This window comes from Brachybacterium tyrofermentans (assembly GCF_039526165.1).
Taxonomy (GTDB): Bacteria; Actinomycetota; Actinomycetes; order Actinomycetales; family Dermabacteraceae; genus Brachybacterium; species Brachybacterium tyrofermentans.
The window spans coordinates 162,504-186,880 of the sequence record NZ_BAAAIR010000032.1 but is presented as its reverse complement, the minus strand read 5'-3'; the positions used below and the strand labels follow the sequence as shown (position 1 = coordinate 186,880).

Here is a 24,377-nt window from a genome sequence, read left to right as displayed (position 1 = left end):
AACAGCTGTTCGCCGGAGACGAACGCGACATACTGGGGCCATGGACGAGAGCGAATACACCGGACACGTCGAACCCCATGGTGAGAGCGGCGTACGCACGCTGAAGGGCCTCCAGATCCGCAAGGCGTCGGTGGGACCGATGGACAACAACGCCTATCTGCTGACCTGTCGGTCGACGGGGGCGCAGCTCCTGATCGACGCCGCGGCGGAGCCCGATCGCCTGCGACGCCTGGTCGCCGAGGGCGCGGAGCACAACTGGCTCGATCTCATCGTCACCACGCACAGCCATCACGATCACGTGGGCGCGCTCGAGGAGCTGGCCGCCGCCACCGGGGCCCGCACCGCCGCGGGGGCGGAGGACGCGAAGGAGATCGTCGCGAAGATCGACCTGCCGCTCACCCACGGCCAGGTGCTCGAGTTCGGGGAGCAGTCGGTGCGGATCATCGCCCTGCGGGGCCACACCCCGGGCTCGGTCGCCGTGCTGTGGAGCGGGGTCGACGACGCCGGGGACCCCAGCGACCACCTCTTCACCGGGGATTCCCTCTTCCCCGGAGGAGTGGGCAACACGGGTGATGATCCGCAGCGCTTCACCCAGCTGCTCGACGACGTCGAACAGCGGATCTTCGCGGAGCTCCCGGACTCCACCTGGGTCTACCCCGGCCATGGCGACGACACCACGCTCGGTGAGCAGCGTCCCGCGCTCCCCCAGTGGCGCGAGCGGGGCTGGTGAGCACGGGGCCGTCCCCCGTCTGGTGCGTCGTCGGCCGGGGCACCGGCGGGCGCACCGCCCTCGTCGACCTCGACGCGCAGGGAGAGCGGATCGGCTCCCGCGAGCTCGAGCCCGCGCAGCTGGCCGACGCCGTCTCCCGGCGCGAGGCCGAGCACTCCCCCCGCTGGGTCTGGAGCGATACACCCACCTGGTACGCCCGTCTCCTCGCCGCCGGAGTGACGGTCGCCCGCTGTCACGACCTGCGCCTGATCCACGTGATCCTGCGCCACTCGCAGCTGGTCCGCGACGCCGAGGAGATCCGTGATGCGACCGCATGGGACGCTCCCCTCGATCTCCCGCTCGAGGACCGCACGGTCGGAGCGACCCTCTTCGACCTGGATGCGTCGTCGGCCCGGCGCGGAGGGGTCCCGCACGATATCGACGCGGCGCTCGCGGAGCTGGCCCGGCAGCTCGCCGCGATCGACGCCGCCACGGCTGCTTCCCGACTGCGACTGCTGGTCGCCGCCGAATCCGCGGGGGGCCTGATCGCGGCCGAGCTGCATGCGGCCGGGATCCCCTGGGACGTCGCCGAGCACGACCGGATCCTCACCGAGTCCTTGGGGCCGCGTCCCGCACCCGGCCATCCGCCCTCGAAGATGGTCGCCTCCGCCTCCGAGGTGCGCGCCGCGCTGGGCGACCCTCAGCTGGCGCTGGACTCGCCGCCCCGCCTGCTGCGCGCTCTGCATCGGGCGGAGATCGACGTCGAGTCCACCTCGAAGTGGGAGCTGACGCGCTACGACCATCCGGCGATCGAGCCGCTGCTGCGCTACAAGAAGCAGTCGCGCCTGCTCACCGCGAACGGCTGGGCGTGGATCGACGAATGGGTGCACGAGGGCCGTTATCGACCGGTGTACGTGCCGGGCGGGGTGGTCACCGGGCGCTGGGCCAGCAGCGGCGGCGGGGCCCTGCAGATCCCCCGTCAGCTGCGGCCGGCGCTGCGGGCCGACGAGGGCTGGCGTCTGGTCAGCGCCGACGTGGCCCAGCTGGAGCCGCGAGCGCTCGCGGCGATGTCCGCCGACGCGGCGATGGCCACCGCCGGCGCCGGCAAGGACCTGTACTCCGGCATCGTCGAGGCGGGGATCGTCGCTTCTCGGCAGGAGGCGAAGGTGGGGGTCCTCGGCGCGCTGTACGGCGGCACCACCGGGGACAGCGGCCGCGTCGTGCCGCGGCTGCGGCAGAACTTCCCCGACGCGATGGCCCTCGTCGACGGGGCCGCCGCGACCGGCGAGCGCGGCGGGACCGTCTCGACCTGGCTGGGACGCTCCTCCCCCGCACCCGAGACCGCGTGGACGCAGGCGCAGACCAGTGCCTACCTCCCCGATTCGGCGGCCGGTGAGCAGGAGCGCGCGAGGCGCTCTGCCCGGGATCGCGGACGCTTCACCCGCAACTTCGTCGTGCAGGGCACCGCAGCGGAATGGGCTCTGTCGTGGCTGGCGGCGCTGCGCCTGGCCCTGGCCCGTTTCGAACCGGTGGCCCCCGCGGCCGGGGCGCACGCGTCGGGCCCGGTGTTCGCCCGCCGCGCACACCTCGCGTTCTTCCTCCACGACGAGGTGATCGTGCACGCCCCGGCCCACCAGGCCGATGCCGCGGCCACCGCGATTCGAGAGGCCGCCGACGCCGCCGGCCGTCTGCTGTTCCCTGGCAGCCCGGTCGACTTCCCGTTGGACCTGACGATCACCGAGCGCTCCCCCGCGAAGTGAGGCGCCGCCTCGGCGCAGATGCGTACACGCTCGCGGACGTCCACACACACACACCCACACGCACACACGTGGTCGGACGGACGGACGGACTCGCACAAGAGCGCGGGCCGAGCTGCTTCCTCCACACCGCCGCCCCGTCCACACTGCGCAGGGTCCGGACAACGGATCGGCGGCCGACGGTTTGACTGGAACGGAGTCCAGAGCTCCTGCCGGTTGGAGGCCGCCATGTCCCTGATCCCGCTGACGCCCGGGCCCGAAGTGCCCGATGGGCCCGGGCCCGATCCGCTCGACGAAGTCCCCGAGCCCCACGCCGACCGCGAGCCCGAGCCCGACCTCAGCCGCTGCCACGGCACCGGCTCCAACCCCAACCCCAACCCCAACCCCGACAGTGGATCAGCAGCTGCCAGCGGGACGAGCGAGCACTCTCCCGAGCAACCCCTCACTCCCCGGGCCCGTCTCGATCGCCAGGGAGCCGAGGAGCTCGGCGAGCGCATCCAGCAGCAGGCGGCCATGATCGCCGAGGCCACCTGCGAGCTGCTGCTCACCCTCGGAGACTTCGATGCTCGGGGAGGGCTCGACTGGTACACCGGGCTGAAGTCGACGAGCCACTGGTTGGCGTGGGCCTGTTCGATGACGCCGGGCACCGCCCGGGAGCATGTGCGGGTGGCGCGCGCTCTCCCGGGAATGCCCCTGACCGTCGCAGAGTTCCGCACCGGCCGTCTGTCCTACTCGAAGGTCCGGGAGATCAGCAGGGTCTCCGACCGGGTCGAGGAGTCGGTGCTGGTGGAGATGGCCCGGGCGATGACCGCCTCCCAGCTGGCGCGCACCATCTCCTCGTTCCGAGCCGTCGACGGCAGCCGCCTCTCCCAGGACGCCATCCGCCATGCGCGCTGGCAGACCAGGGAGGACGGACTGGTCGAGATCCGCGCAGTCCTCCCCGCGGAGATGGGCGCCGAGCTGATCACTGCCCTGGACCTCTCCCTGGCTCGCGACGGCCACGACCCCGACCGTGGCGCCCTCGACGACTCTGCCGCCCCCGCCGACTCGGCCCCTGTCGCCGGCTCCTCCCTGTCGAACGCCGACGACGGGGCCGAGGAGGTCGACAGGACGGCGCGTTACGCCGCCGACTCCACGACACCCACCCTCGAGCAGCGCCAGGCGGACGCTCTGCACAACCTCGCCCGGACCTTCCTCTACGCCGAGCCGGAGGATCGCTCCGGGGAGGACCGTCATCTGGTCGTCGTCCAGGTCAGCGCGGAGGCACTCACGGGATGCGTTCCCGCGGGAACGTCTCCCTCCTCCCCTGCCGCGGTCCTTTCGGTCGGCCCACCGTCGCCCTCCCCCGGGGACGCCGCTCCGAAGAACCTCGCCGCGGCAGGATCACCGACGCCGGCTCCTGCCGAGGGCGTTCCCGCGGGAACGTCTTCACTCTGCGGGGTCGTCGGCCTGGGACCTCTGGAGCCCCGCACGGCAGAACGTCTGGCCTGCACCGGGAAGGTCGCCCTCATGATCACCGACGCCGGCGGGGAGGTGCTCGATCTGGGCCGCTCCCGCCGGCTCGCCTCCCGTGCCCAGCGCCGTGCTCTGAGACTCCGTGACGCCGCCTGCACCTTCCCCGGCTGCCACCAGACCCGGCATCTCGATGCTCACCACACGACCCCCTGGTCCCAGGGCGGTCCGACGGACATCGACGGACTCGCCCTGCTGTGCCGCCGCCACCACGTGATGGTCCATGAGGGCGGGCTCCGTCTCGTCCCGATCGCTGCCCCATCCATCCCGTTCCCACCTCGATTCGAGGTGGTGGACGCAGCGGGCCGACCCGTGCAGGCACGATGGCCGGCGATGCTGGAAACCCTGGCGCTTCGTCTCGTTCCTCCGGCCGGGCGCGAGACCGGGGGCGGTATCGATCCGGACCCGGAACGGATCGCCGCGACCACCGGCGGGGCCGACTTCCGTCTCGCCGATTGCGTCGACGCCCTCTGCCGCAACGTCGTGCACCCCACCGCCGCCTGATCTCGCGTTCCGCGTGCCGTCACTCGTGTCGGACGGCAGACGGAGCCTCGGCGAGCGGCGATCACGGGACGTTCCCGCAGGAACGGGACCGGCGGAACGGATCGGTCCCGACCCAGCTCCTCGGACGCCCTCGGGCCAGTGCCCGGGGATCTCCGGGGTTCGGTGCGCTCGACAACGCCGGCGGGCGAGCGGAACCTGCCGATCAGCTGTCGGAGTGCGACGCGTGCCCGGACTCGTCGGTGTCGGATGCCGTGATCGCCACCGTGATCAGCCCGGTCGCCAGCCCCATGATCAGCCGCGGCGCAGGGACTCCCCGCGAACGCAGGGCATCCTCGATGCGATGGTCCACCCAGATCGCGGCTGCACCGGCTCCCACGAGGAGAGACCCGAGCCCGAGGGACAGCACGAGCCGGAAGCCCTGTGATGTCGGGACCTCGTCCTCACCTGCGTCCTCGCCCTCGTTCTCGTCCTCGTCCTCGCCCTCGTGGGCGGATCCTGCCGGGTCGTCCGCCCCAGCCGTCTCCCCCACCGTCTCGGCCTCGTCCCTCGTCTCCACAGCCGCTGCCGTCAAGGGGGCGGAACCGGCGTCGCGGGCCGGTCGCTGGCCAGGCTTCCCGAAGGCGGCGTAGGTCAGGACCGCGGTCAGCGCTCCAGGGATGACGACATAGGCGATCCGGAGGGGACGCGGCAGCCGGTGGAGCGGAACGGTGCCCAGTGCCGCAGCAGCCACACCTCCCACGGCAAGGGGAAGGATCTGGTCCTGTCGTGGTGCGTGCATCGCTCGGGTCGCTCCTGGGGTCGGGGCCTGTGGTCGGTTCCTGGGGACGACGCTGTCGCGCAGCAGTCTGCCGCGCCGACGTCTTGCGCGCCGTCGTCGTCGCTCCGGTGATCGACGGTATCGAAGCAGACGGCGTCAGGACCCCGACGATCGGATGGATCGTCGCGACGACCGACGGGCCGGGGCGCGGCTGGAGCGCGCTGTCACCCTCACAGCTCGCGGACGTGCACCTGCATGTCAACGGGTTCGCCGAGCTCATTCGTGCTGGGGACCTCACGCGTACGGGTGAACCCCGCCTTCTCGGCGACTCGTCCGGAGGCGACGTTCTCGGCCTCGCAGCGGATCACTGCGCGTTCCCCCTCCGCCTGTTCGCTGAGCTGCGCGCAGAGCAGGCCGACCGCGTGAGCCGTGATCCCCTGCCCGCGCATCCAGGGGGCGATCGCATAGGCGATGTTCACGTCCCCGGGACCGATGCCGTCCTGCGGATCGGCGTCGTGGTCGATGGAGCCCACGCATCGCCCGTCCACCTTGATGGTGAAGGCCCGTTTGGTGCTGCCAGCAGCCGCCCGCTGCTCCAGGAGCTGCACATACCGCCTGGTGCCCTCGACCGTGCTGCGTCCGCCGGAGAACCAGCGGATCGTCTCCTCGTCCTCGGCAGCGACCAGGTCCTCGGCGTCCTCGACCGACAGGGGCTGCAGAGTGATCTCCATGCAGCGATCATGCGGTGTCGCCGCGGGCACGTCCATCGAATACTGGTCCCCGTCGACCGACCGCGTCGTCAGCCACATGCCGCATGCTGGGACCATGCGCCTGTGGTCCCTGCATCCCCGTCACCTCGATCGCCCCGGCCTGACCGGCTGCTGGCGGGAGTCGCTGCTCGCTCAGGCCGTGCTCGCCGGACGGACGACGGGATACCGTGCGCATCCGCAGCTCGAACGGTTCCGCGCTCAGGACGATCCGCTCGCCGCCGTCGGGATCTACCTCGAGGCGATCGCCGAGGAGGCCACCGAGCGCGGGTACCGGTTCGACCGCACCCGTATAGACCACCGACCGAGCGCCGACGGGGAACAGCGAGACGGCGCGCCCTCTGCCGACGGTCGCATCCCCGTGACCACCGGCCAGGTCGCGCTGGAGTGGGAGCATCTGCTGCTCAAGCTGTCCGACCGGGACGCCGAGCGCTGGGAGCGGGAGTCCGCCCGGACGGGACCGGAGCTGCATCCGCTGTTCGTGGCGGTGCCGGGCGATGTCGAGTCCTGGGAACGCGCCGGCAGATGACGGGGCGCTGGGGAGTCCTCCCCATCGGCTTCGACGCACGATCGGCATAGCCTCCGAGCAGACGCCATCCGCAGCCGGAGGAGGACCCATGAGCACGAGCACGACGACGACCACCCGGGCGGCCGAACGCCGAAGCGCCGGCATTCTGAGGACGCGCCGCTGCGTGCTTCTCCTCCTGCCGATGAGCACCCTCGTCGCCGGGTGCGGGCTCGGGGAGGCCCTGAACCCGTCCCCGACAGTCACTCTCACCGTGATCTCGAGCGATTGGACCGGCTGGAGCAAGGATCAGCCAGCGCCGGAATCAGCGTCCGAGAGCGTCACGAAGGGATCCGAGTTCACGCGCGACGGCGTGGGCGGCGAACTCACCTTCACGGTGAAGTCGGTGGACGACGAGGAGCTCACGCTGCGCACGAGCCAGCCGATGTCCGAGCGCTCCGAGACCGGCGGGATCGACCTCACCACCAACCAGAAGTCCTTCACCGTCGCCGTCGGTGACACTCTGGAGATCACGACCCCGACCATGGACGGCGGGACGACGTACGCGATCACCTACGAGGAGTGATTCCGCAGGACGTGGCCCGTCACCTCTGACAACGCTGCCCGTCACCTCTGCTCGGCGAAGATCGCGGCGAACCTGCCGTCGAGCGCGAGCAGCTCCTCGTAGGTCCCCTGCTCGGCGACCCGGCCCTCATCGATGACGTAGATCCGGTCCATCTCCTTGAGCGTCCAGGCACGGTGCGAGACGACGACCGTGATCCTGGTGTGCTTCGTCCGCTGCAGCTCGTGGAAGATCTCCTGCTCGGCCTCCGCATCGATCGCCGACGTCGGCTCGTCCAGCACCCAGACCGGCGCATCCCGGAGATAGATCCGCGCCAGCGCCAGCCGCTGCCACTGGCCCCCGGAGATGCCCACCCCGCCCCACTGCTCACCGAGCTGCTGGTCCAGACCGTCCGGCATGGACTCGACCATGGCTTCCGCGTGAGCCGATCGCAGCGCGGTCCAGACCTCTTCGTCGGACACGTCCTCTCGCGGCGACCCCAGACGCACTGCGTCGCGCACGGTCAGCTCGAAGCGCCCGAACTCCTGGGTCAGCAGCCCGAACCTCGCGAGCCAGGCCGCCTCCCCGAGCTCGGTGCGGGTTGCCCCGTCGAGCCGGGCCTCCCCCGCCTGCGGCGTCACCAGTCCGAGCAGTGCGTTGACCGTCGTCGTCTTTCCCGCGCCGTTCACGCCGACCAGCGCCACCACCTCGCCGAGTCGAGCCTCGATGCTCACGTCGGTGATCGCGTCCGTATCCCTGCCGCTGTAGCGATGCGTGAGGCGCTCCGCCCGGAGCTCCCGGACCGCAGGGGCGACGGGATGCACCCGGCTGGGCCGGGCCACGGCCAGAAAATGATGGAGCCCTCGTGCCAAGGGAAGAGTCTCGATCGCGAGCCCCGCATTGAGCCCGGCACCGGCAGAGGCGGTCATCGCAGCCATCACGCCATAGATGCCGGCCACGGCCGATGACTCGAAGTGGGCGCCGACCACCACGGCGAGGATCGCCCCGCCCAGCAGGACTGTCGATACGATCCCGCTGGCGGCGTTCCCGAGCGCCTCGGGCCGCAGCGCCTTGGCCATGATCGAGTCGACGATCCGCCAGCGCACCGCGACCATTTCCCCGACCCGCTCGGAGGTGCCCAATCCGGCGAGCTCGGTCGCCGGCCGTTGACGCACGATGAGCTCACGGAGGTAGCGCTCTCGGTCGTAGTGCGGGCTGACCTCCGCCCACTGCCGTTCCCAGACACCTGAGAGATGCCGGGAGTAGATCAGAGGCGGGATCAGCGCGATCAGCGTCAGCACACCGGCGATAGCGCTGAACGAGAAGACAGCGGCGATCACGCCGATCGAGGACAGAAGTCCCATGAACGCTGTCATGTACTGCTTGAACGACCACGAAATGCCTTCACCGATCGCTCGGGAGTGCCGTTCCACCTGCGACGAGATCGAGGAGTTGACCAGTTCTTCCGGCGAGATCCTCGCCGCTTCGCGCACGAGCGAGGCATTCAGCTCGGCCTGGAGCCTCTGGGCGGCGCGCATCTGGAAGTCGCCGCAGATCATCGAGATCGACGGCGTCAGTCCCACGAGCAGGATCATGGCGAGCAGCGCGCCGGCGATGTCCTGAAGCCGTTCTGCCTCCCCGAGGGCTGCGATCAGCTCGGCGATGACGAGCACCTGCAGCGCAGGAACCGCTGCGAGGACGAGCGCCACCAGCGTCGTGCAGACAACCATGACCGGAGCGGCCGCCAGGGCACGCCGGGAGATCCATGCGATGGTGCGCAACGATGCTCCCCTGTCGAACTCGACCTGGATGCCTCCGGGCGGCAACCCTGTCGATCGTCCCACGCCAACCGGCCCGATGCGGGGCGAACGGTCGGACCGATTCGGGGACAGTCCCTACGAGCGCTGCACCGCCCGCAGCTCCTTCTTGAGCTCCTGGACCTCGTCGCGCAGCCGAGCCGCCTGCTCGAACTGGAGGGTCTCGGCGGCCTGGTGCATCTGCGCGGTCATCTCGTCGATCATGCCGGTCAGGGAGCCGACGGGATCGTCCCCGAGGTCGACCGTGCGGCCGCTGACGGCGTCCACCGCATTGGCCCGGGCGCGGTCGCGCGAGACCCGCTCCTTGCCGGAGCGGTAGTCGGTGGCCATGAGGGTGTCGGTGTCGATGTCCTCGCGGGCGAGCATGTCGGTGACGTCCGCGATGCGCTTGCGCAGCGGCGTCGGGTCGATGCCGTGCTCCGTGTTGTACGCGACCTGGATCTCGCGGCGGCGGTTGGTCTCGTCGATCGCGGACTGCATCGAGTCGGTGATCCGGTCGGCGTACATGTGCACCTGGCCGGAGACGTTGCGGGCGGCGCGGCCGATGGTCTGGATCAGCGAGGTGCGCGAGCGGAGGAAGCCTTCCTTGTCCGCGTCGAGGATCGCGACGAGCGACACCTCCGGGAGATCCAGCCCCTCACGCAGCAGGTTGATGCCCACCAGCACGTCGAACTCGCCCGTGCGCAGCTGGCGCAGCAGCTCGATGCGGCGCAGGGTGTCGACGTCCGAGTGCAGGTACTGCACCCGCACGCCGTTCTCCAGCAGGAAGTCCGTGAGGTCCTCCGCCATGCGCTTGGTCAGCGTGGTCACCAGGATGCGCTCATCGCGCTGGACCCGCTTCTCGATCTCCTCGCGCAGATCGTCGATCTGGCCCTTGACCGGCTTGACGATGACCTCGGGGTCGACCAGGCCCGTCGGCCGGATGATCTGCTCGACCACGCCGTTCGCCTTGCCGAGCTCGTAGTCCGCGGGGGTCGCGGAGAGGTAGACCGTCTGGCCCGTGCGCTCGGTGAACTCCGAGAAGGTGAGCGGCCGGTTGTCCAGGGCGCTGGGCAGGCGGAACCCGAAGTCGACGAGCGTGCGCTTGCGGGAGCGGTCGCCTTCGAACATCGCCCCGATCTGCGGCACGGTGACATGGGACTCGTCGATGACCAGCAGGAAGTCCTCGGGGAAGTAGTCCATGAGGGTGTTCGGGGCGGTGCCGGGGTCACGGCCGTCGAGGTGCCGGGAGTAGTTCTCCACGCCGTTGGTCGACCCGACCTGGCGGAGCATCTCGAGGTCGTGCGTGGTGCGCATCCGCAGCCGCTGGGCCTCGAGGAGCTTGTTCTGGTGCTCGAGCTCCTCGAGCCGCTCGGCGAGCTCGACCTCGATGGTGCCGATCGCGCGGGAGAGGCGCTCGGGGCCGGCGACGTAGTGGGAGGCCGGGAAGATGTGGATGTGGTCCTCGGCGCGGATCACCTCGCCGGTCATCGGGTGCAGCGTGTACAGCGCGTCGACCTCGTCGCCGAAGAACTCGATCCGGATCGCGAGCTCCTCGTACATCGGGATGATCTCGACAGTGTCGCCGCGCACGCGGAAGGTGCCCCGCTCGAAGGCGACGTCGTTGCGGTCGTACTGCATGTCCACGAAGCGGTGCAGCAGCTCATCGCGGTCCAGCTGCTGGCCCACCTGCAGCTGCACCATCCGGTCCACGTACTCCTGCGGGGTGCCCAGGCCGTAGATGCAGGACACGGAGGAGACCACGACGACGTCGCGGCGCGTGAGCAGGGAGTTGGTGGCGCTGTGCCGCAGCCGTTCCACCTCGGCGTTCACGGAGGAGTCCTTCTCGATGAAGGTGTCCGACTGGGGGACGTACGCCTCGGGTTGGTAGTAGTCGTAGTACGAGACGAAGTACTCCACCGCGTTGTTCGGCAGCAGATCCCGGAACTCGCTGGCCAGCTGCGCGGCGAGGGTCTTGTTGTGGGCCATCACCAGGGTGGGGCGCTGCACCTGTTCGATCAGCCAGGCCGTAGTCGCGGACTTGCCGGTACCGGTGGCGCCCAGCAGCACCACGTCCTGCTCGCCGTCGTTGATACGACGCGTGAGGTCGGCGATCGCCCGCGGCTGATCGCCCGAGGGCGAGTAGTCGGAGACGACCTCGAAGGGATGCTCGGCGCGGACCAGATCAGTGACGGGACGCATGCGTCGAGCCTACGTCCCGGGTCCGACAGCCGAAAGGTGACGGCCTGTGCGTCAGCGCACGGCAGAATCCTGCGTGATCCCGGCGTCTTCCGCGTCCGCGGGCATCATCCACCCCCCTCACGAGGGTGTCCGAGGTCAGAGCGCGTCGACGAGGACGGCCAGGGCGTGCCGCGCGCGCTGCGCGAGGGTCCCCCGATCCGTCGTGTTGAGCACGAGGCGATCCGCCCGACGGATCCGCTCGAGGTCGGTGACCTGGGCGGCCATGATCGATTCGACGTAGGCACGGTCCTTGCCGCGGTCGCGGACGACCCGGTGGATGCGGTCCTCCCAGCGGGCGAGCACGGCGACGACGGCGGCGTAGTCCAGGCCGCGATCCTTCTCCAGCAGCAGGGGGCTGTCATGCACGACGAGCGCCTCGCCCGCCGCGGCCGCCTCCCGCTCCTCCGCGGCGACCGCGCGGTCGACGCGGCTGAGCACGATCGCCTCCAGATCGGCCCGGGCCTCGTCATCGGCGAAGACGAGGGCCGCCAGCGCCGCCCGATCGATGATCCCGCCGGAGGTGCGGAATCGTTCCCCGAATCGGGTCACGGCCTCCTCGACCCCGTCGCCGGGGGTGTCGAGCACCGCTCGGGAGTGCGCATCGAGGTCGATCACGCGGTGCCCAGCGTCTCGCCAGATCGCCGCGACGGTCGACTTCCCGGAGCCGATGCCGCCGGTCAGACCGATGCGGGGCGGGGTGGCACGAGCGGAGATCGTCATGCGCCGATCGTACGGGGCATCGCTCCCCCGCCTCCCGGGCGGGCAGGTGGATGCCGTCTCACATCGCGCCGGATCCTCACACGGCGTCCGAGCCGACTACCGTCGAGACGTGGATCCTCTCCAACTGCTCGTCACCAACGACTTCCTGCGCGTGCTGGACCTCATCGGGGTCTTCGTGATGGGTGTCGCCGCAGGCGCCCTCGCATCGCGCCTGAACTTCGATGCCGTGGGGTTCGCGATCATCGGGATCGTCGCCGGTCTCGGCGGAGGCCTGGTGCGCGACCTGATCCTGGACTACGGCACACCGGCCGCCTTCGACGGCCCCTGGTACCTGACCTGTGCGCTCGCCGGGTCGCTGTTCACTTTCGTGATCGCGGCCGACGGGCCCTGGTGGCGGGGCCTGGTCACTGTGCTGGACATCGCGGCGATGGCGCTGTGGGCGGCGACCGGCACGGCGAAGTCGATCGGTTACGGCCTGGATCCGCTGCCCGCGATCCTGCTCGGGGTGACCAGCGCCGTGGGCGGCGGCGTGATCCGCGATGTCCTCGTGGGCAGGATCCCCGCGATCTTCGGCGGCGGGCCGCTGTATGCGACGGGCGCCCTGGTCACCGCGATCGGCACCTGGGGCGTGACGGCCATGGGCCTGGAGTCGCCCTACGTGCTGGTGGCCGTCGCCCTCGGCGCGCTCCTCGCCGGGCTCGCGGCCTGGCGGCGCTGGTCGCTGCCCGCCCATGGGGAATGGCAGGTGACGATGTCCGCCTCGCAGGTCAAGGCCCTCGTGCGGCGCACGCGACGCTCGGAGCGCGAGCGGGTCGCGCAGGAGACCGGGGCGATCCCTGTGGTCGATGCCACGGTCGACGATCTCGCCGACGACTTCAGCTTCCTGGATGCCGATGCCGGTCAGTACGCCGATCGGGCGTTCGCGGACCACGACGGGGACGCCGTCCGCTTCCCTGGGCCCGATTCCGGGCACGGGCACGGGCACGGGCACGGGCACGGGACAGGGACAGGGCATGTCGCGCCCCGGAGCACGGACGGCACCGGCGACACGGACCACCCCGGCAGCCCGGACCCGTCCGACGCCCGCTGAGCGGACCCGCACGACGGGCCACCCGTCGGGCCACCCGTCGGGCCGACAGCGCTCAGGGGCGCAGCAGCTCGAGCATCCGGGCCACGTCGTCAGCCCCCAGCTGGCCCGGGGCGGAAGCCGCCCCGGCCGTCGCGAAGGTCGCGGCGCTGCCGAAGGATTCCGCAGAGACCCTGCTGGCCACGCCGAGGGTCCCCATGCTGATCGCGATGTGGGGCCCGGTGCGCTCGGAGGCGACCGTCAGGCTCGCTGAGAGCAGCGTCAGCACGTCGCGGGCGGTCCGCGGGGTCACGGCGATCTTCGGGACGTCGGCTCCGAGGCGGCGCTGGGAGCGCAGCAGCTCGGCGATCTCCGCCTCGTCGGGGGTGCCCTCGAGGTCGTGGAAGGAGCCGATCACGACGACGCCGTTGCGGTGCGCGGTCGTGATCACGCGCGCGACGATCTCGGGCGAACGCGACGTCTCGATGTCGATCATGTCGACCTGGGACTGGGTGCCGGCTCGTCGGGAACCCATGAGCGCCTCCAGCAGCACCGCGAGGTCGAGGTCGCGGATCCGACGGGACCCGCCCTCCGCATCGGTGCGCACGGTGGCCAGCAGCGCCTTGTCGGGTCCGAGCTTCGCACGCAGCGCCGGAAGGGTCGCGAGCACCACGTCGCGGTGGTCCTCGGAATCCTCCAGGTCGGGGCGGAAGCGGTCGATGCGCCATTCGATGATGCGGGCCGGGGTCTTCAGCGCGGCATCTGCCTGCGCGAGCACGGCGTCGTGGTCGTCGCCCACCAGCGGGACGATGATCTCGGGCCGCGCACGGCCGAGCTCGATGCCGCGCACGGTGGCGGTGACCGTGGTCCCTGCGCTCTCGGTCGCGGTGGGATCCGTGGGGGTGCTGGATGTGGGGGTGCTGTCGGTCATGGTGTCCTCCGTCATTCTGCGGTGATCGCTGCGTAGGCGGACAGCAGCAGGGCGGGGTCGGGGCCTTCCAGCCGGGAGACGGACCCGACCCGGTCCAGGACCACGAAGCGCAGCAGACCCGCCCGGGTCTTCTTGTCGCGCTTCATGGCGTCCTCGAGCTTGGGCCACTGCCGGTCCCGGTAGGTGGTGGGCAGGCCCAGAGAGGTGAGGATGTTGCGATGCCGGTCGACGTCGGCCTCGGAGAGCTTGCCCGCGAGGTGCGAGAGCTCGGCGGCGAACATCATGCCGACGGAGACCGCCGCGCCGTGGCGCCACTGGTAGCGCTCGTTGCGCTCGATGGCGTGGGCGAGGGTGTGGCCGTAGTTGAGGATCTCGCGGCGTCCCTGCTCGGTGAGGTCCTCGGAGACGACGTCGGCCTTGATGCGGATCTTGCGCTCGACGACTTCGCGGAAGGCGTCGGTGGTCACGTCGAGCACCGCGGCGGGGTCCGCCTCGATGATCTCCAGGATGCGCTCATCGGCGATGAACCCTCCCTTGACGACCTCGGCGAGCCCGGCGGCGATGTCGTGGGCACCGAGGGACTCGAGGACGTCGAGGTCGGCGAGCACCGCGATCGGCGGGTGGAAGGCGCCGACGAGGTTCTTGCCCTCGGTGGTGTTGATCCCGGTCTTCCCGCCCACGGCGGCATCGACCATGCCCGCGACCGTGGTGGGGATCTGCAGCACGTCGATGCCGCGCAGCCAGGAGGCGGCGACGAAGCCGGCGAGATCCGTCGCGGCGCCGCCGCCGAGCCCGATGACGAGGTCGCCACGGCCGATCTCCGCCTGCCCGCACACGCCCCAGAGGAAGCCGGCGACCTGGGCGGTCTTGGCCTCCTCCCCGTCGGGGATCTCTGCGGCGAAGGCGTCGCGACCGGTGCCGGCGATGGTCGCGCGGATCTCCTCGGCGACATCGCGGAGACTGGGCTGATGGACGATGACGACGCGGCGGGTGCGCCCCGGGATCAGGTCGCCGACGTCGTGCATGATGCCGCGGCCGACGAGGACGTCGTAGCTGCCGACGGGGGTGGTCACGGGGATCACGGTGGTGCTCATGGATTCTCCTCCTCGGGCAGGGACAGCAGGTCCCTGCCCATCATGTCGGTGATGGCGCGCGCCACGGAGGCGGCGCTGCCGCGGCCGGTGTCGACGCTCCAGCGGGCGAGCTCGCGGTAGACGGGCCCTCGGGCACGGGCGAGCTCGCGCCAACGGACCATGGGGTCCGCGCCGCCGGCGAGCATCGGGCGCCCATGGCCCCGGCCGATGCGGCTGGTCGCCGTGCGCTCATCGATCTCGAGCAGCACGACGGGCCCGCCCCGCAGCCGCTCGCGCGAGGCGGGGTGCAGGGGCGCGCCCCCGCCGAGAGAGAGCACACCGCGGCAGGAGGCGAGGGCCCGCTCCAGCACCGCGGCCTCGAGCTCCCGGAAGCCTGCTTCGCCCTCGCTCTCGAAGATGGCCGGGATCGGGCGTCCCGCCTCGGCGACGATCATCGCGTCCAGATCGTCGAAGGGCACGTCCAGACGGGCCGCGAGCTCCCGCCCGACGCTGGTCTTGCCGGCGCCCATCGGGCCCAGCAGGATGACTGCGGGTCCGCTCACGAGGCGGCGCCCGAGCCACCGCCCACGATGCGTGACTGCAGCTCGACCGTCCCTGCCAGGTGCGCCCGGATCTCCTCGACGCTGTCCCCGCCGGTCTTCTCCAACAGGGCGTCCACGAGGGCGAGGGCGACCACGGCCTCCGCGATCACCGCGGCAGGCGCGACCGCGCAGGTGTCGGAGCGCTGGTGGTTGGCGGTGGACTGGTCACCGCTGGCCACGTCGATCGTGCGCAGCGCGCGCGGCACCGTCGAGATGGGCTTCAGGGCGCCGCGCACGCGCAGCACCTGGCCGTTGGTCATGCCGCCCTCGAGGCCGCCGGCGCGGTTGCTGGCGCGCGGGATCGCGGTGCGGCTGTCGGACTCGCCGGCCGCGAGGATCTCGTCGTGGGCGACGGAGCCGCGGCGGGCGGCGGTCGCGAAGCCGTCGCCGATCTCCACGCCCTTCATCGCCTGGATGGACATGATCGCCTGGGCGAGGCGGCCGTCGAGCTTGCGATCCCACTGCGTGTGCGACCCCAGGCCCACCGGTAGGCCGTAGGCGAGGACCTCGACGACCCCGCCGAGGGTGTCGCCGTCGGACTTCGCGGAGTCGACCTCGGCGACCATCGCGGCGGAGGTCTCCGGGTGGAAGCAGCGCAGCGGATCGGCGTCCAGGGCCTGGTCGTCGTCGGGCATCGGCAGGGGGGCGTCCTCCGGGACGCGCACCGGGCCGACGGACAGGGTGTGGGAGACCAGCCGGATGCCGGCGGCCTGCTCCAGGATCGCGGCGGCGACGCGGCCCGCCACCACCCGAGCGGCGGTCTCGCGGGCGCTGGCCCGTTCGAGGATCGGACGGGCCTCGTCGAACCCGTACTTGAGCATCCCGGAGAGATCGGCATGGCCGGGCCGCGGCCGGGTCAGCGGGCGGTTGCGGGCGATCTCCCGCTGGTCACCGGTCCCGGCATCGACGAGGAGATCCTCGGGCTGCACGGGATCGGCGCTCATGACCTTCTCCCACTTCGGCCACTCGGAGTTCGCGATCTCGATCGCGAGCGGCGAGCCGAGGGTGAGCCCGTGCCGCAGCCCGCTGTGCACGGTCAGCACGTCCTGCTCGAACTTCTGGCGGCTGCCACGGCCGTGTCCGAGCCGCCGACGGGCGAGAGCCGCCTTCAGATCGTCACTGGTCAGCTCGATCCCGGCGGGGACGCCGTCGAGCAGGGAGATGAGGGAAGGGCCATGGGATTCCCCGGCCGTGAGCCAGCGCAACATACCGCCGATTCTCTCATGATGCCCTGGACACGAGGACGGGCGTCCGCGCTGTGCGGACGCCCGTCCCGGAGGTGCTCGTCACCCTGCGTGCTGAGGTCGGGATCAGTCCTCCCCGAGCTCGACCGCCTCGGAGGGCATCAGCTGCTCCACCAGCGGGACGACATCGGCGATGCCGTCCATGATCGCGGTGGGTCGGAACGGGTACAGCGGGATCTCGTCCTCCGTGGTGGAGCCGGTCAGCACCAGCACGGACCGCATGCCCGCCTCGAGGCCCGACTTCACATCGGTGTCCATCCGGTCGCCGATCATCACGGAGGTCTCCGAATGCGCTCCGATGCGGTTCAGCGCGGTGCGCATCATGAGCGGGTTCGGCTTGCCGATGTAGTACGGCTGGATCCCGGTGGCGGCGGTGATCATCGCTGCGACGGACCCGGTGGCGGGCATCGGCCCCTCGGCGCTGGGGCCGCTGACGTCCGGGTTGGTGGCGATGAACTTCGCGCCCTTGGCGATCAGGCGGATCGCGCGGGTGATCGACTCGAAGGAGTACGTGCGCGTCTCCCCCAGCACCACGAACTCCACGTCGGAGTCGGCGAGGATGAAGCCCTCCTCGTGCATCGCGCTGGTCAGCCCTGCTTCACCGATCACATAGGCCGATGAGCCGGGCGCCTGCTCCGCGAGGAAGCGTGCCGTGGCCATCGCGCTGGTCCAGATCGACTCCTCGGGGATGTCGATGCCACTGCGCGAGAGCCGCGCACGCAGATCCCGAGGCGTGAAGATCGAGTTGTTCGTGAGAACCAGGAACGGTCGGCCGAATCGCTGCAGGGCCGCGATGAAGTCGGAGGCGCCGGGCAGGGCGGACTGCTCATGGACGAGCACGCCGTCCATATCGGTGAGCCAGGAGTGGATCGGATGGTCATCGAGCGCGGTGGTCATGCCACCAGTGTGCACCGAGAACGCCCTCGCCCGCACGAGGCCGTCCCGATGAGCTGCGGAACACGTTGCGGGAGATGCCCTGCAGCGGCCTCAGCGGGTCCTCGGGCGCCCGGCCCCCGGACGCCGGAACGCCCCGGCCCCCGAACGGGGACCGGGGCGTTCCGCAGAACGATCCGAGGATCAGTTGCCGGTGAGCTTGGCGCGCAGGGCGGCCAGTGCCTCGTCTGAGGCCAGCGTGCCCTCGTCCGTGGTGCTCGACTGGTAGGAGGACGCCTGCGGGGCCGGAGCGGCCGACGGCGTCGAGGTGGACGTCTCGGTGGCCGGTGCGTTCGCGGACTCCTCGTCGGCCTTGATGGCCTCGGCGACCTGAGCCTTGTGAGCGGTCCAGCGCTCGTAGGCGGCGCCGTACTGGGCCTCCCACACCTCGCGCTGGGCGTCATAGCCCTCGAGCCACTCGTTGGTCTCCGGGTCGAAGCCCTCGGGGTACTTGTACTCGCCGTTGGCGTCGTACTCCGCCGCCATGCCGTACAGCGCCGGGTCGAAGGTGGTGTCGTCACCCTCGGGGTCGACGCCCTCGTTGGCCTGCTTGAGCGACAGCGAGATCCGGCGACGCTCGAGGTCGATGTCGATGACCTTGACGAAGACGTCCTGGTCGACGGTGACGACCTGCTCGGGCAGATCCACGTGGCGCTGGGCCAGCTCGGAGATGTGCACGAGGCCCTCGATGCCGTCCTCGACGCGCACGAACGCACCGAAGGGAACCAGCTTGGTGACCTTGCCCGGGACGACCTCGCCGATGGCGTGGGTGCGGGCGAAGAGCTGCCACGGATCCTCCTGCGTCGCCTTCAGCGACAGGGAGACGCGCTCGCGGTCCATGTCCACGTCGAGAACCTCGACGGAGACCTTCTGACCGACCTCGACGACCTCGGAGGGGTGATCGATGTGCTTCCAGGACAGCTCGGAGACGTGCACCAGGCCGTCGACGCCGCCGAGATCGACGAAGGCGCCGAAGTTGACGATGGAGGACACAGCGCCCTCGCGGACCTGGCCCTTCTGCAGGGTCTGCAGGAAGTCCGAGCGGACCGCGGACTGGGTCTCCTCGAGGTAGGCACGGCGGGACAGGACCACGTTGTTGCGGTTCTTGTCGAGCTCGATGATCTTCGCCTCGATCTCCTGGCCGACGTACGGCTGCAGGTCGCGGACGCGACGCATCTCGACGAGGGAGGCGGGGAGGAAGCCGCGCAGGCCGATGTCGACGATGAGGCCGCCCTTGACGACCTCGATGACGCGGCCGGTGACGACGCCCTCGTCTTCCTTGATCTGCTCGATCGTGCCCCAGGCGCGCTCGTACTGTGCGCGCTTCTTGGACAGGATCAGACGGCCTTCCTTGTCCTCCTTCTGGAGAACCAGGGCCTCGATCTCGTCGCCGACCTCGACGACCTCACCGGGGTCGACGTCGTGCTTGATGGACAGCTCGCGCGAGGGGATGACGCCCTCGGTCTTGTAGCCGATGTCCAGGAGGACCTCATCGTGATCGACCTTCACCACAGTGCCTTCGACGATGTCGCCATCGTTGAAGTACTTGATGGTCGCATCGATGGCTGCCATGAGTTCGTCGGCGCCGCCGATGTCGTTGATGGCGATCTGGGGGGTCGTGGTGTCGGTCATGTAGGTAAGGACTCCGTCGGGACAGGATTGAGTAGGAACGATGGACGTGCAGTGCCCCTGCTCAGGGGCACATCCGCACGCACCCGGCCAGGTTCGGGAGGACATGGGCATTCACCGCATGCATCCCACGAAGGGCGGGCCCGCGCGCAGACCTCGACCAGGTTACCAGCCTGACGATTCCTGCGCGAGGGAGAAACCGGCTCCGACGTCGTGCGTCGATGTGAGTTCGGTCCCTCACCGGACCCCGATCGTCGACCGGGCCCGCGATCCGCGACCGGAGGACCGACCGCACTCCGGGTGGACCCGCGGTGCGCGACCCGATCCGCGGTGCGCGACCGGAGGACCGGCTGCGGTCGCCGCCGGTTGCTCGGCTCAGTGGGCGGCCTCGAGCCAGTTCGGGCCGACGCCGATGCCGACCTCGAGGGGAACCGACAGCTCGAAGGCGGACCCCATGCCCTCGGTCACGACCTCGCGCACCTGCGCCTCCTCGCCCTCGGCGACGTCCATCACCAGTTCGTCATGCACCTGGAGCAGCACCCGAGAGGTCAGCTCCTTCTCGCGCAGCAGCTCGTCGACCCGGAGCATCGCGAGCTTGATGATGTCCGCCGCGCTGCCCTGGATCGGCGAGTTCAGGGCCACGCGCTCGGCGTTCTCGCGGCGCTGGCGGTTGTCGGAGGTGAGGTCCGGCAGGTAGCGGCGGCGCCCGAGGATGGTCTCGGTGTACCCCGTCGCACGGGCCTTCTCGACGCTCTCGCGCAGGAAGTCCCGCACCCCGCCGAACCGCTCGAAGTAGCCGTCGCGCAGGGCGGTCGCCTCACCCTGGGAGATGTGCAGCTGGCGGGCCAGGCCGAAGGCGCTCAGCCCGTAGGCCAGCCCGTAGCTGATGGCCTTGGTCTTGGACCGCATCGCGCCGTCGACCTCCTCCGGCTCGACGTCGAAGACTCGCGAGGCGACGAAGCGGTGCAGGTCCTCCCCCGAGCGGAACGCCTCGATCAGGCCGGCGTCCTCCGAGAGGTGCGCCATGATGCGCATCTCGATCTGCGAGTAGTCAGCCGTGAGCAGCGCGTGGTATCCCGCGGAGTTCCCGAAGGCCGATCGGATCCGTCGCCCCTCCTCGGTGCGGGTGGGGATGTTCTGCAGGTTCGGGTTGTTCGAGGAGAGGCGGCCGGTCGCGGCGATGTTCTGGTGGAACGTCGTGTGGATCCGCCCCTCCGGGGAGATGAACCGGCGCAGGGTGTCGATGATCTGCCGCATCTTCGTCACGTCACGGTGCGCGAGCAGATCCGCGAGGAAGGGGTGCTGGGTCTTCTCGAACAGATCCACGAGGGTCTCGGCGTTCGTGCTGTAGCCGGTCTTCGTCCGGCGGCCCTTGGGGAGCCCCAGGCGTTCGTAGAGGACCTCCTGGAGCTGCTTGGGCGAGCCGAGGTTGATGCGATCGCCGTCGAGGTGGGAGAACGCCGACTCGGCGACCTCGGTCTGCTTGGTCGCGTGCTCCTGGTCCAGGCCCGCGAGCACGTCGTCGGAGACGGCGATGCCGGTGGCCTCGAGCTCACCGATCACGGCGGACAGCGGCAGCTCGAGATCGTCGTGCAGCGACAGCGCGGCGTGCTCCTCGAGCTCGGAGCGCAGCAGCCGCTCCAGGCGCAGCACCGCATCGGCGGCGCGGCCGAGCTGCTCGGCCTCGGCGTCGCTGCCGTCGTCGGCCCCGAGATCCAGCTCCTGCTGGGCCGCGGCGGCCTCTACCTGGAGGTCCTCCTGCAGGTGCCGCAGGGTCAGCCCGGCGAGGTCGGTGGGCCGCTGGTCGGGACGGCACAGGAACTCCGCGATCGCGAGGTCGGTGCGCCAGCCCGCGATGCGCAGCCCGCGGCCACGGGCCTGATGGGCGAGGTTCTTGGTGTCGTGCGCGGACTTGGGGATCTCGGGGTCCTCGAGCCAGGCGGCGAGAGCCCGCTCCGCGGCGTCGTCGAGATCGGCGAGCGTGAGCACCGCGAGCGCGTCGTCGGTGGCCAGGGCGAGCCGGCGCAGGTCTCCCTGCCCGAGCACCCAGCTGCCGTCGCTCGCGAGCGCCGCACCCTCGCCGAAGGCGGAGGTCAGCAGCTCGGGGAGCTCGGCGGAGGCGGGACGCTGCACCGGGGGCAGCTCGCGGGCCGGCGCCTGGGGCACGTCCGCACCCCCGGCGAGGAAGTCCGCGGGGACGTCCTTGCGGATCGTGGGGCCGAAGGCGAGCTCGTCGAAGAGAGCGTTGAGCACGGTCCCGTCGCCACGGCCCAGGGTGTAGTGCTCGGGATCCGCGGGCAGCTCGAGGTCGAGGACCGCGGCGTTCATCAGCCGGTTGCGCTCGACATCGGCGATGTGGTCGCGCAGGGACTGCCCGGCCTTGCCCTTGATCTCGCCGGCGTGGGCGATGATCCCGGGCAGGTCGCCGTACTGCACGATCCACTTCGCGGCGGTCTTCGGGCCGACGCCGGGGACCCCGGGGAGGTTGTCCGCCGACTCCCCGACGAGCGCGGCGAGATCCGAGTAGCGCTCGGGCGGGATCCCGTACTTCTCCTCGATGGCCGCGGGGTTCATGCGGCGCATCTCGGTGACGCCCTTGACCGGCTGCAGCAGGGTCACGCTCTCCCCGACCAGCTGGATTGCGTCACGGTCGCTGGTGACGATCAGCGCCTCGCCGCCCTCGGTCGCGGTCCGGTGGGCGAGGCTGGCGATGATGTCGTCGGCCTCGTAGTCCTCGACCGTCAGCCAGCGCACCCCGAGCGCATCCAGGACCTGCATGATCAGGTCGATCTGGCCCACGAACTCGGGCGGAGTCTCGTCGCGACCGCCCTTGTACTGGTCGTAGATGCGGTCGCGGAAGGTTCCGCCGGGCAGGTCGAAGGCGACGGCCACATGGGTGGGCTTCTCCGAGGCGACGACGTTGATGATCATCCGCGTGAAGCCGTACACGGCGTTGGTCGCCTGCCCCCGCCCGTCGCTGAACCCGTCGGCAGGCAGCGCGAAGAACGCGCGGAACGCCATGGCGTGCCCGTCGATGAGGAGGATTCGCTGGTCACCGGTGTCGCTGGCACTCATGAGGAGAAGTCTCGCATGTCCGCCCGACGGACGTGCATTCCCTCGCGCTCCGGCTGCGGCGATCGCACCGATGGATGCCCTGCCTGTGGCACCCTCGTGGGCATGAACGATGCACCGGACCAGACCGAGAACGCCCCCTCCCCGCTGTCCGGGGAGGAGCTGCGCGAGCTCATCGCCCCGATGATCCGCGGGACCCTCGTGGAACGGTGCGGGATGGAGCTGCTGAGCCTGTCCGCCGACGGCGGCGTCATGACGATGCCGGTGGCCGGGAACACGCAGCCGGCCGGGCTGCTGCACGGCGGCGCGACGATCGCCCTGGCCGAGTCCGTCGCCTCCTTCGCCGCGATCGTCCGCGCCCGGGAGGTCCACGGCGACGGCGCCCAGGCGGTCGGCACCTCGGTCTCGGCGCTCCACCACCGCTCGGCCCGGGCCGGGGTCGTCACGGCCACCTGCACCAGCCGGCACGCGGGGCGGCAGGTCGCCAGCTATCTCGTGGACGTGCACGACGAGGGCGGAACACTGCTGAGCACCATCACCGTCCAGACGATGCTCCTCCCGCCGCGCTGAACGGTCGACGCCGGCGGCGCCTCAGCTCCCGGTGCCGACATCCGTGGTGGGACCGGGCTCGATCGCGTTCGCGTCGTCCCAGGTGCTGCTGCGGATCGTCCCGGTGCGGATGTCGTTGTCCGAGCCCAGCTCGAGCGGTCCCGAGCGTCCGGTGAAGGAGATCATGGTGCGCTGCCCGGCAGCTCGTGCATCGCGGAGCAGCGTCGAGCACTCCCCGAACTCGGTGCATTCCTGGGCCCCCGTGAGCACCTTCGTCAGCGACCCGGCGATGTCGACGCCCCCGACCGACACGGCGTCCTCCGCGGCGAGCCCGGCGAGCATGACCGCGTCGTAGGCCTGCTGCGAGTACCCGAACCCGGTGCCCAGCAGCGTCGTGTCGGCGTTGAGCATCATGTTGATGTGGGTGTCGTCCAGCTCGCCGCCGGGCAGGAATCCGGTGGCGGAGGCGAGGCACCCCAGCGCCAGGTCGTCCTCGGAGTAGTCCGCCGTCGCCGCCGGGCTCAACCGGGCGGCGATCTGCACGGTGGGCTCCTGCGACCCGTCCAGCGTGGCGTCGTGCAGGGCGGAGAGGAGAGGTCCCGCCTCCCGGCCGCCGTTGACGACGAGCAGGGCAGGCGGCTCGGCCAGGATGGCCTCGACCACGGCGTCGAGGTCCGGCGACTCCCCGGCGCGATAGAACTGCTCCGTCTGGATCTTCCCGCCCTGAGGGGCCAGGATCCGCGTGAGCTCACCGAGCAGGCTGTGCCCCTGCGCGGTGTCCTCGGAGACGTAGGCGAGCGTGCCGGCCAGCCCGCTCCTGTCCGACCCCGCCGTCCACGCCTGCTCGGCGTAGAGGGACGCGATCGCGACATCATCGGGAGCGAGCCGGATCAGCATGGTGGCGCTGGCCACCTCGGGCTCGCGCACGCTCGTCCCGGAGGTGAGGACGTCGATCACGGCGATCTGCGCGTCGACGAGGGCGGGGATCGCCGCGACGAGGGCCTCTTCGTCGAGCGAGGTGATCACGGCGCCCACCCCGGCCTCGGCCATCGTCGCGATCACCGCGGTGAGGTCCTCCCCCGCAGCTGCTGCGACGTGCCGCTCGTGCATCGTCACCTCGCGGCCGAGCACGCCGCCCCATCGGGCGTTGAGATCGATCATCGCCTCGCTGAGGGCGATCGAGATCGGCGTCTCGAAGGTCGCGGCGCGGCCATAGGATGCCCCGAGCGATCCGAGGACGAGCGGGGCATCCGGCAGGGGCGGGGCAGCACTGCCCGTCCCGGCCTCCTCCGCCGAGGCGCCGGGATCACGGTCGCTGCTGCAGGAGCTCAGGGCGCCGGCACCTGTCGCCGCGCCGACGATCGCCGGGGCGAGCCCGCGCACCAGCGACCGCCGTGTGATCGACATCGAGTCCGCGCGTCCCCTCTGGTCCGGCGCGTGCGACGCCG

General features: G+C 70.8%; 20 protein-coding genes. 7 read left to right on the top strand and 13 right to left on the bottom strand.

Features of this window, described 5'->3' with window-relative positions; all coding sequences use genetic code 11:
• The first annotated feature begins 40 nt into the window (after positions 1 to 40).
• The 3 genes from ABD093_RS06715 to ABD093_RS06705 all read left to right on the top strand — a co-directional run bounded on the left by ABD093_RS06715 (position 41) and on the right by ABD093_RS06705 (position 4,482).
• Complete coding sequence (locus ABD093_RS06715) at positions 41 to 730, top strand: MBL fold metallo-hydrolase (protein WP_343923302.1); 690 nt, start codon at positions 41 to 43, stop codon at positions 728 to 730.
• On the top strand, positions 727 to 2,469 hold the full coding sequence (locus ABD093_RS06710; RefSeq protein ID WP_343923300.1) for a bifunctional 3'-5' exonuclease/DNA polymerase: 1,743 nt from the start codon (positions 727 to 729) through the stop codon (positions 2,467 to 2,469). Before ABD093_RS06715 ends, ABD093_RS06710 begins: the two co-directional genes overlap by 4 nt.
• Positions 2,470 to 2,694: 225 nt before the next feature.
• Entirely contained in the window at positions 2,695 to 4,482 is a 1,788-nt protein-coding gene (locus ABD093_RS06705) for an HNH endonuclease signature motif containing protein (RefSeq protein WP_343923298.1), read from the top strand.
• A gap of 202 nt (positions 4,483 to 4,684) precedes the next feature.
• On the opposite strand, the gene ABD093_RS06700 is transcribed toward ABD093_RS06705, so the two are convergent.
• Complete coding sequence (locus ABD093_RS06700) at positions 4,685 to 5,260, bottom strand: hypothetical protein (protein ID WP_193117247.1); 576 nt, start codon at positions 5,258 to 5,260, stop codon at positions 4,685 to 4,687.
• A gap of 209 nt (positions 5,261 to 5,469) precedes the next feature.
• Positions 5,470 to 5,970, bottom strand: coding sequence for a GNAT family N-acetyltransferase (locus ABD093_RS06695; RefSeq protein ID WP_193117248.1), 501 nt, complete (start codon positions 5,968 to 5,970; stop codon positions 5,470 to 5,472).
• A 94-nt stretch (positions 5,971 to 6,064) separates the two neighbouring features.
• Between ABD093_RS06695 and ABD093_RS06690 the strand changes: the two genes are divergently transcribed.
• The gene (locus tag ABD093_RS06690) at positions 6,065 to 6,535 is read left to right on the top strand and encodes a pyrimidine dimer DNA glycosylase/endonuclease V (protein WP_193117341.1); all 471 of its coding nucleotides are present in this window, start codon (positions 6,065 to 6,067) and stop codon (positions 6,533 to 6,535) included.
• 181 nt (positions 6,536 to 6,716) lie between these two features.
• Positions 6,717 to 7,097 (top strand): hypothetical protein, encoded by a 381-nt coding sequence (locus ABD093_RS06685; protein WP_343923295.1) that lies wholly within the window; start codon positions 6,717 to 6,719, stop codon positions 7,095 to 7,097.
• A 41-nt stretch (positions 7,098 to 7,138) separates the two neighbouring features.
• Here the strand turns inward: ABD093_RS06685 and ABD093_RS06680 are convergent, their stop codons facing one another.
• The 3 genes from ABD093_RS06680 to coaE form a co-directional block, all read right to left on the bottom strand.
• Positions 7,139 to 8,854: an ABC transporter ATP-binding protein gene (locus ABD093_RS06680; protein ID WP_343923293.1), complete on the bottom strand. Its 1,716-nt coding sequence runs from the start codon at positions 8,852 to 8,854 to the stop codon at positions 7,139 to 7,141.
• A 114-nt stretch (positions 8,855 to 8,968) separates the two neighbouring features.
• Positions 8,969 to 11,071, bottom strand: a complete 2,103-nt coding sequence (gene uvrB, locus ABD093_RS06675) for an excinuclease ABC subunit UvrB (RefSeq protein ID WP_343923291.1) — start codon at positions 11,069 to 11,071, stop codon at positions 8,969 to 8,971.
• A gap of 135 nt (positions 11,072 to 11,206) precedes the next feature.
• The gene (gene coaE / locus ABD093_RS06670) at positions 11,207 to 11,830 is read right to left on the bottom strand and encodes a dephospho-CoA kinase (protein WP_226849968.1); all 624 of its coding nucleotides are present in this window, start codon (positions 11,828 to 11,830) and stop codon (positions 11,207 to 11,209) included.
• Between the two features lie 109 nt (positions 11,831 to 11,939).
• Between coaE and ABD093_RS06665 the strand changes: the two genes are divergently transcribed.
• Positions 11,940 to 12,920, top strand: a complete 981-nt coding sequence (locus ABD093_RS06665) for a trimeric intracellular cation channel family protein (protein ID WP_343923288.1) — start codon at positions 11,940 to 11,942, stop codon at positions 12,918 to 12,920.
• 52 nt (positions 12,921 to 12,972) lie between these two features.
• Here ABD093_RS06665 and aroD read toward each other — a convergent pair whose 3' ends face one another.
• The 7 genes from aroD to polA form a co-directional block, all read right to left on the bottom strand.
• A complete protein-coding gene (gene aroD, locus ABD093_RS06660) occupies positions 12,973 to 13,827 on the bottom strand; it encodes a type I 3-dehydroquinate dehydratase (protein ID WP_343923286.1) in 855 nt (284 codons plus the stop codon).
• Between the two features lie 11 nt (positions 13,828 to 13,838).
• Positions 13,839 to 14,921 (bottom strand): 3-dehydroquinate synthase, encoded by a 1,083-nt coding sequence (gene aroB, locus ABD093_RS06655; protein ID WP_343923284.1) that lies wholly within the window; start codon positions 14,919 to 14,921, stop codon positions 13,839 to 13,841.
• Positions 14,918 to 15,463, bottom strand: coding sequence for a shikimate kinase (locus tag ABD093_RS06650; protein WP_343923282.1), 546 nt, complete (start codon positions 15,461 to 15,463; stop codon positions 14,918 to 14,920). The genes aroB and ABD093_RS06650 overlap by 4 nt, the downstream gene beginning before the upstream one ends.
• Entirely contained in the window at positions 15,460 to 16,710 is a 1,251-nt protein-coding gene (aroC, locus tag ABD093_RS06645) for a chorismate synthase (protein WP_343923280.1), read from the bottom strand. Before aroC ends, ABD093_RS06650 begins: the two co-directional genes overlap by 4 nt.
• A 102-nt stretch (positions 16,711 to 16,812) precedes the next feature.
• Positions 16,813 to 17,643: an HAD-IIA family hydrolase gene (locus tag ABD093_RS06640; protein WP_193117256.1), complete on the bottom strand. Its 831-nt coding sequence runs from the start codon at positions 17,641 to 17,643 to the stop codon at positions 16,813 to 16,815.
• Between the two features lie 180 nt (positions 17,644 to 17,823).
• The gene (gene rpsA / locus ABD093_RS06635; protein ID WP_343923278.1) at positions 17,824 to 19,311 is read right to left on the bottom strand and encodes a 30S ribosomal protein S1; all 1,488 of its coding nucleotides are present in this window, start codon (positions 19,309 to 19,311) and stop codon (positions 17,824 to 17,826) included.
• Positions 19,312 to 19,683: 372 nt separating this feature from the next.
• Complete coding sequence (polA, locus tag ABD093_RS06630) at positions 19,684 to 22,383, bottom strand: DNA polymerase I (RefSeq protein ID WP_343923276.1); 2,700 nt, start codon at positions 22,381 to 22,383, stop codon at positions 19,684 to 19,686.
• A 102-nt stretch (positions 22,384 to 22,485) separates the two neighbouring features.
• Between polA and ABD093_RS06625 the strand changes: the two genes are divergently transcribed.
• The gene (locus ABD093_RS06625; RefSeq protein WP_343923274.1) at positions 22,486 to 22,950 is read left to right on the top strand and encodes a PaaI family thioesterase; all 465 of its coding nucleotides are present in this window, start codon (positions 22,486 to 22,488) and stop codon (positions 22,948 to 22,950) included.
• A gap of 21 nt (positions 22,951 to 22,971) precedes the next feature.
• Here the strand turns inward: ABD093_RS06625 and ABD093_RS06620 are convergent, their stop codons facing one another.
• On the bottom strand, positions 22,972 to 24,336 hold the full coding sequence (locus tag ABD093_RS06620; protein ID WP_343923272.1) for an ABC transporter substrate-binding protein: 1,365 nt from the start codon (positions 24,334 to 24,336) through the stop codon (positions 22,972 to 22,974).
• Positions 24,337 to 24,377: the final 41 nt, after the last annotated feature.

Coding starts and splice junctions, on each gene's coding strand:
- ABD093_RS06705 (WP_343923298.1), top strand. CDS start 2,695: ATGTCCCTGATCCCGCTGACGCCCGGGCCCGAAGTGCCCGATGGGCCC.
- uvrB (WP_343923291.1), bottom strand. CDS start 11,071: ATGCGTCCCGTCACTGATCTGGTCCGCGCCGAGCATCCCTTCGAGGTC.
- polA (WP_343923276.1), bottom strand. CDS start 22,383: ATGAGTGCCAGCGACACCGGTGACCAGCGAATCCTCCTCATCGACGGG.
- aroD (WP_343923286.1), bottom strand. CDS start 13,827: ATGACCGACAGCACCCCCACATCCAGCACCCCCACGGATCCCACCGCG.
- ABD093_RS06685 (WP_343923295.1), top strand. CDS start 6,717: ATGAGCACCCTCGTCGCCGGGTGCGGGCTCGGGGAGGCCCTGAACCCG.
- coaE (WP_226849968.1), bottom strand. CDS start 11,830: ATGACGATCTCCGCTCGTGCCACCCCGCCCCGCATCGGTCTGACCGGC.
- ABD093_RS06690 (WP_193117341.1), top strand. CDS start 6,065: ATGCGCCTGTGGTCCCTGCATCCCCGTCACCTCGATCGCCCCGGCCTG.
- ABD093_RS06640 (WP_193117256.1), bottom strand. CDS start 17,643: ATGACCACCGCGCTCGATGACCATCCGATCCACTCCTGGCTCACCGAT.
- ABD093_RS06625 (WP_343923274.1), top strand. CDS start 22,486: ATGAACGATGCACCGGACCAGACCGAGAACGCCCCCTCCCCGCTGTCC.
- ABD093_RS06715 (WP_343923302.1), top strand. CDS start 41: ATGGACGAGAGCGAATACACCGGACACGTCGAACCCCATGGTGAGAGC.
- ABD093_RS06700 (WP_193117247.1), bottom strand. CDS start 5,260: ATGCACGCACCACGACAGGACCAGATCCTTCCCCTTGCCGTGGGAGGT.
- ABD093_RS06695 (WP_193117248.1), bottom strand. CDS start 5,970: ATGGAGATCACTCTGCAGCCCCTGTCGGTCGAGGACGCCGAGGACCTG.
- rpsA (WP_343923278.1), bottom strand. CDS start 19,311: ATGACCGACACCACGACCCCCCAGATCGCCATCAACGACATCGGCGGC.
- ABD093_RS06620 (WP_343923272.1), bottom strand. CDS start 24,336: ATGTCGATCACACGGCGGTCGCTGGTGCGCGGGCTCGCCCCGGCGATC.
- aroC (WP_343923280.1), bottom strand. CDS start 16,710: ATGTTGCGCTGGCTCACGGCCGGGGAATCCCATGGCCCTTCCCTCATC.
- aroB (WP_343923284.1), bottom strand. CDS start 14,921: ATGAGCACCACCGTGATCCCCGTGACCACCCCCGTCGGCAGCTACGAC.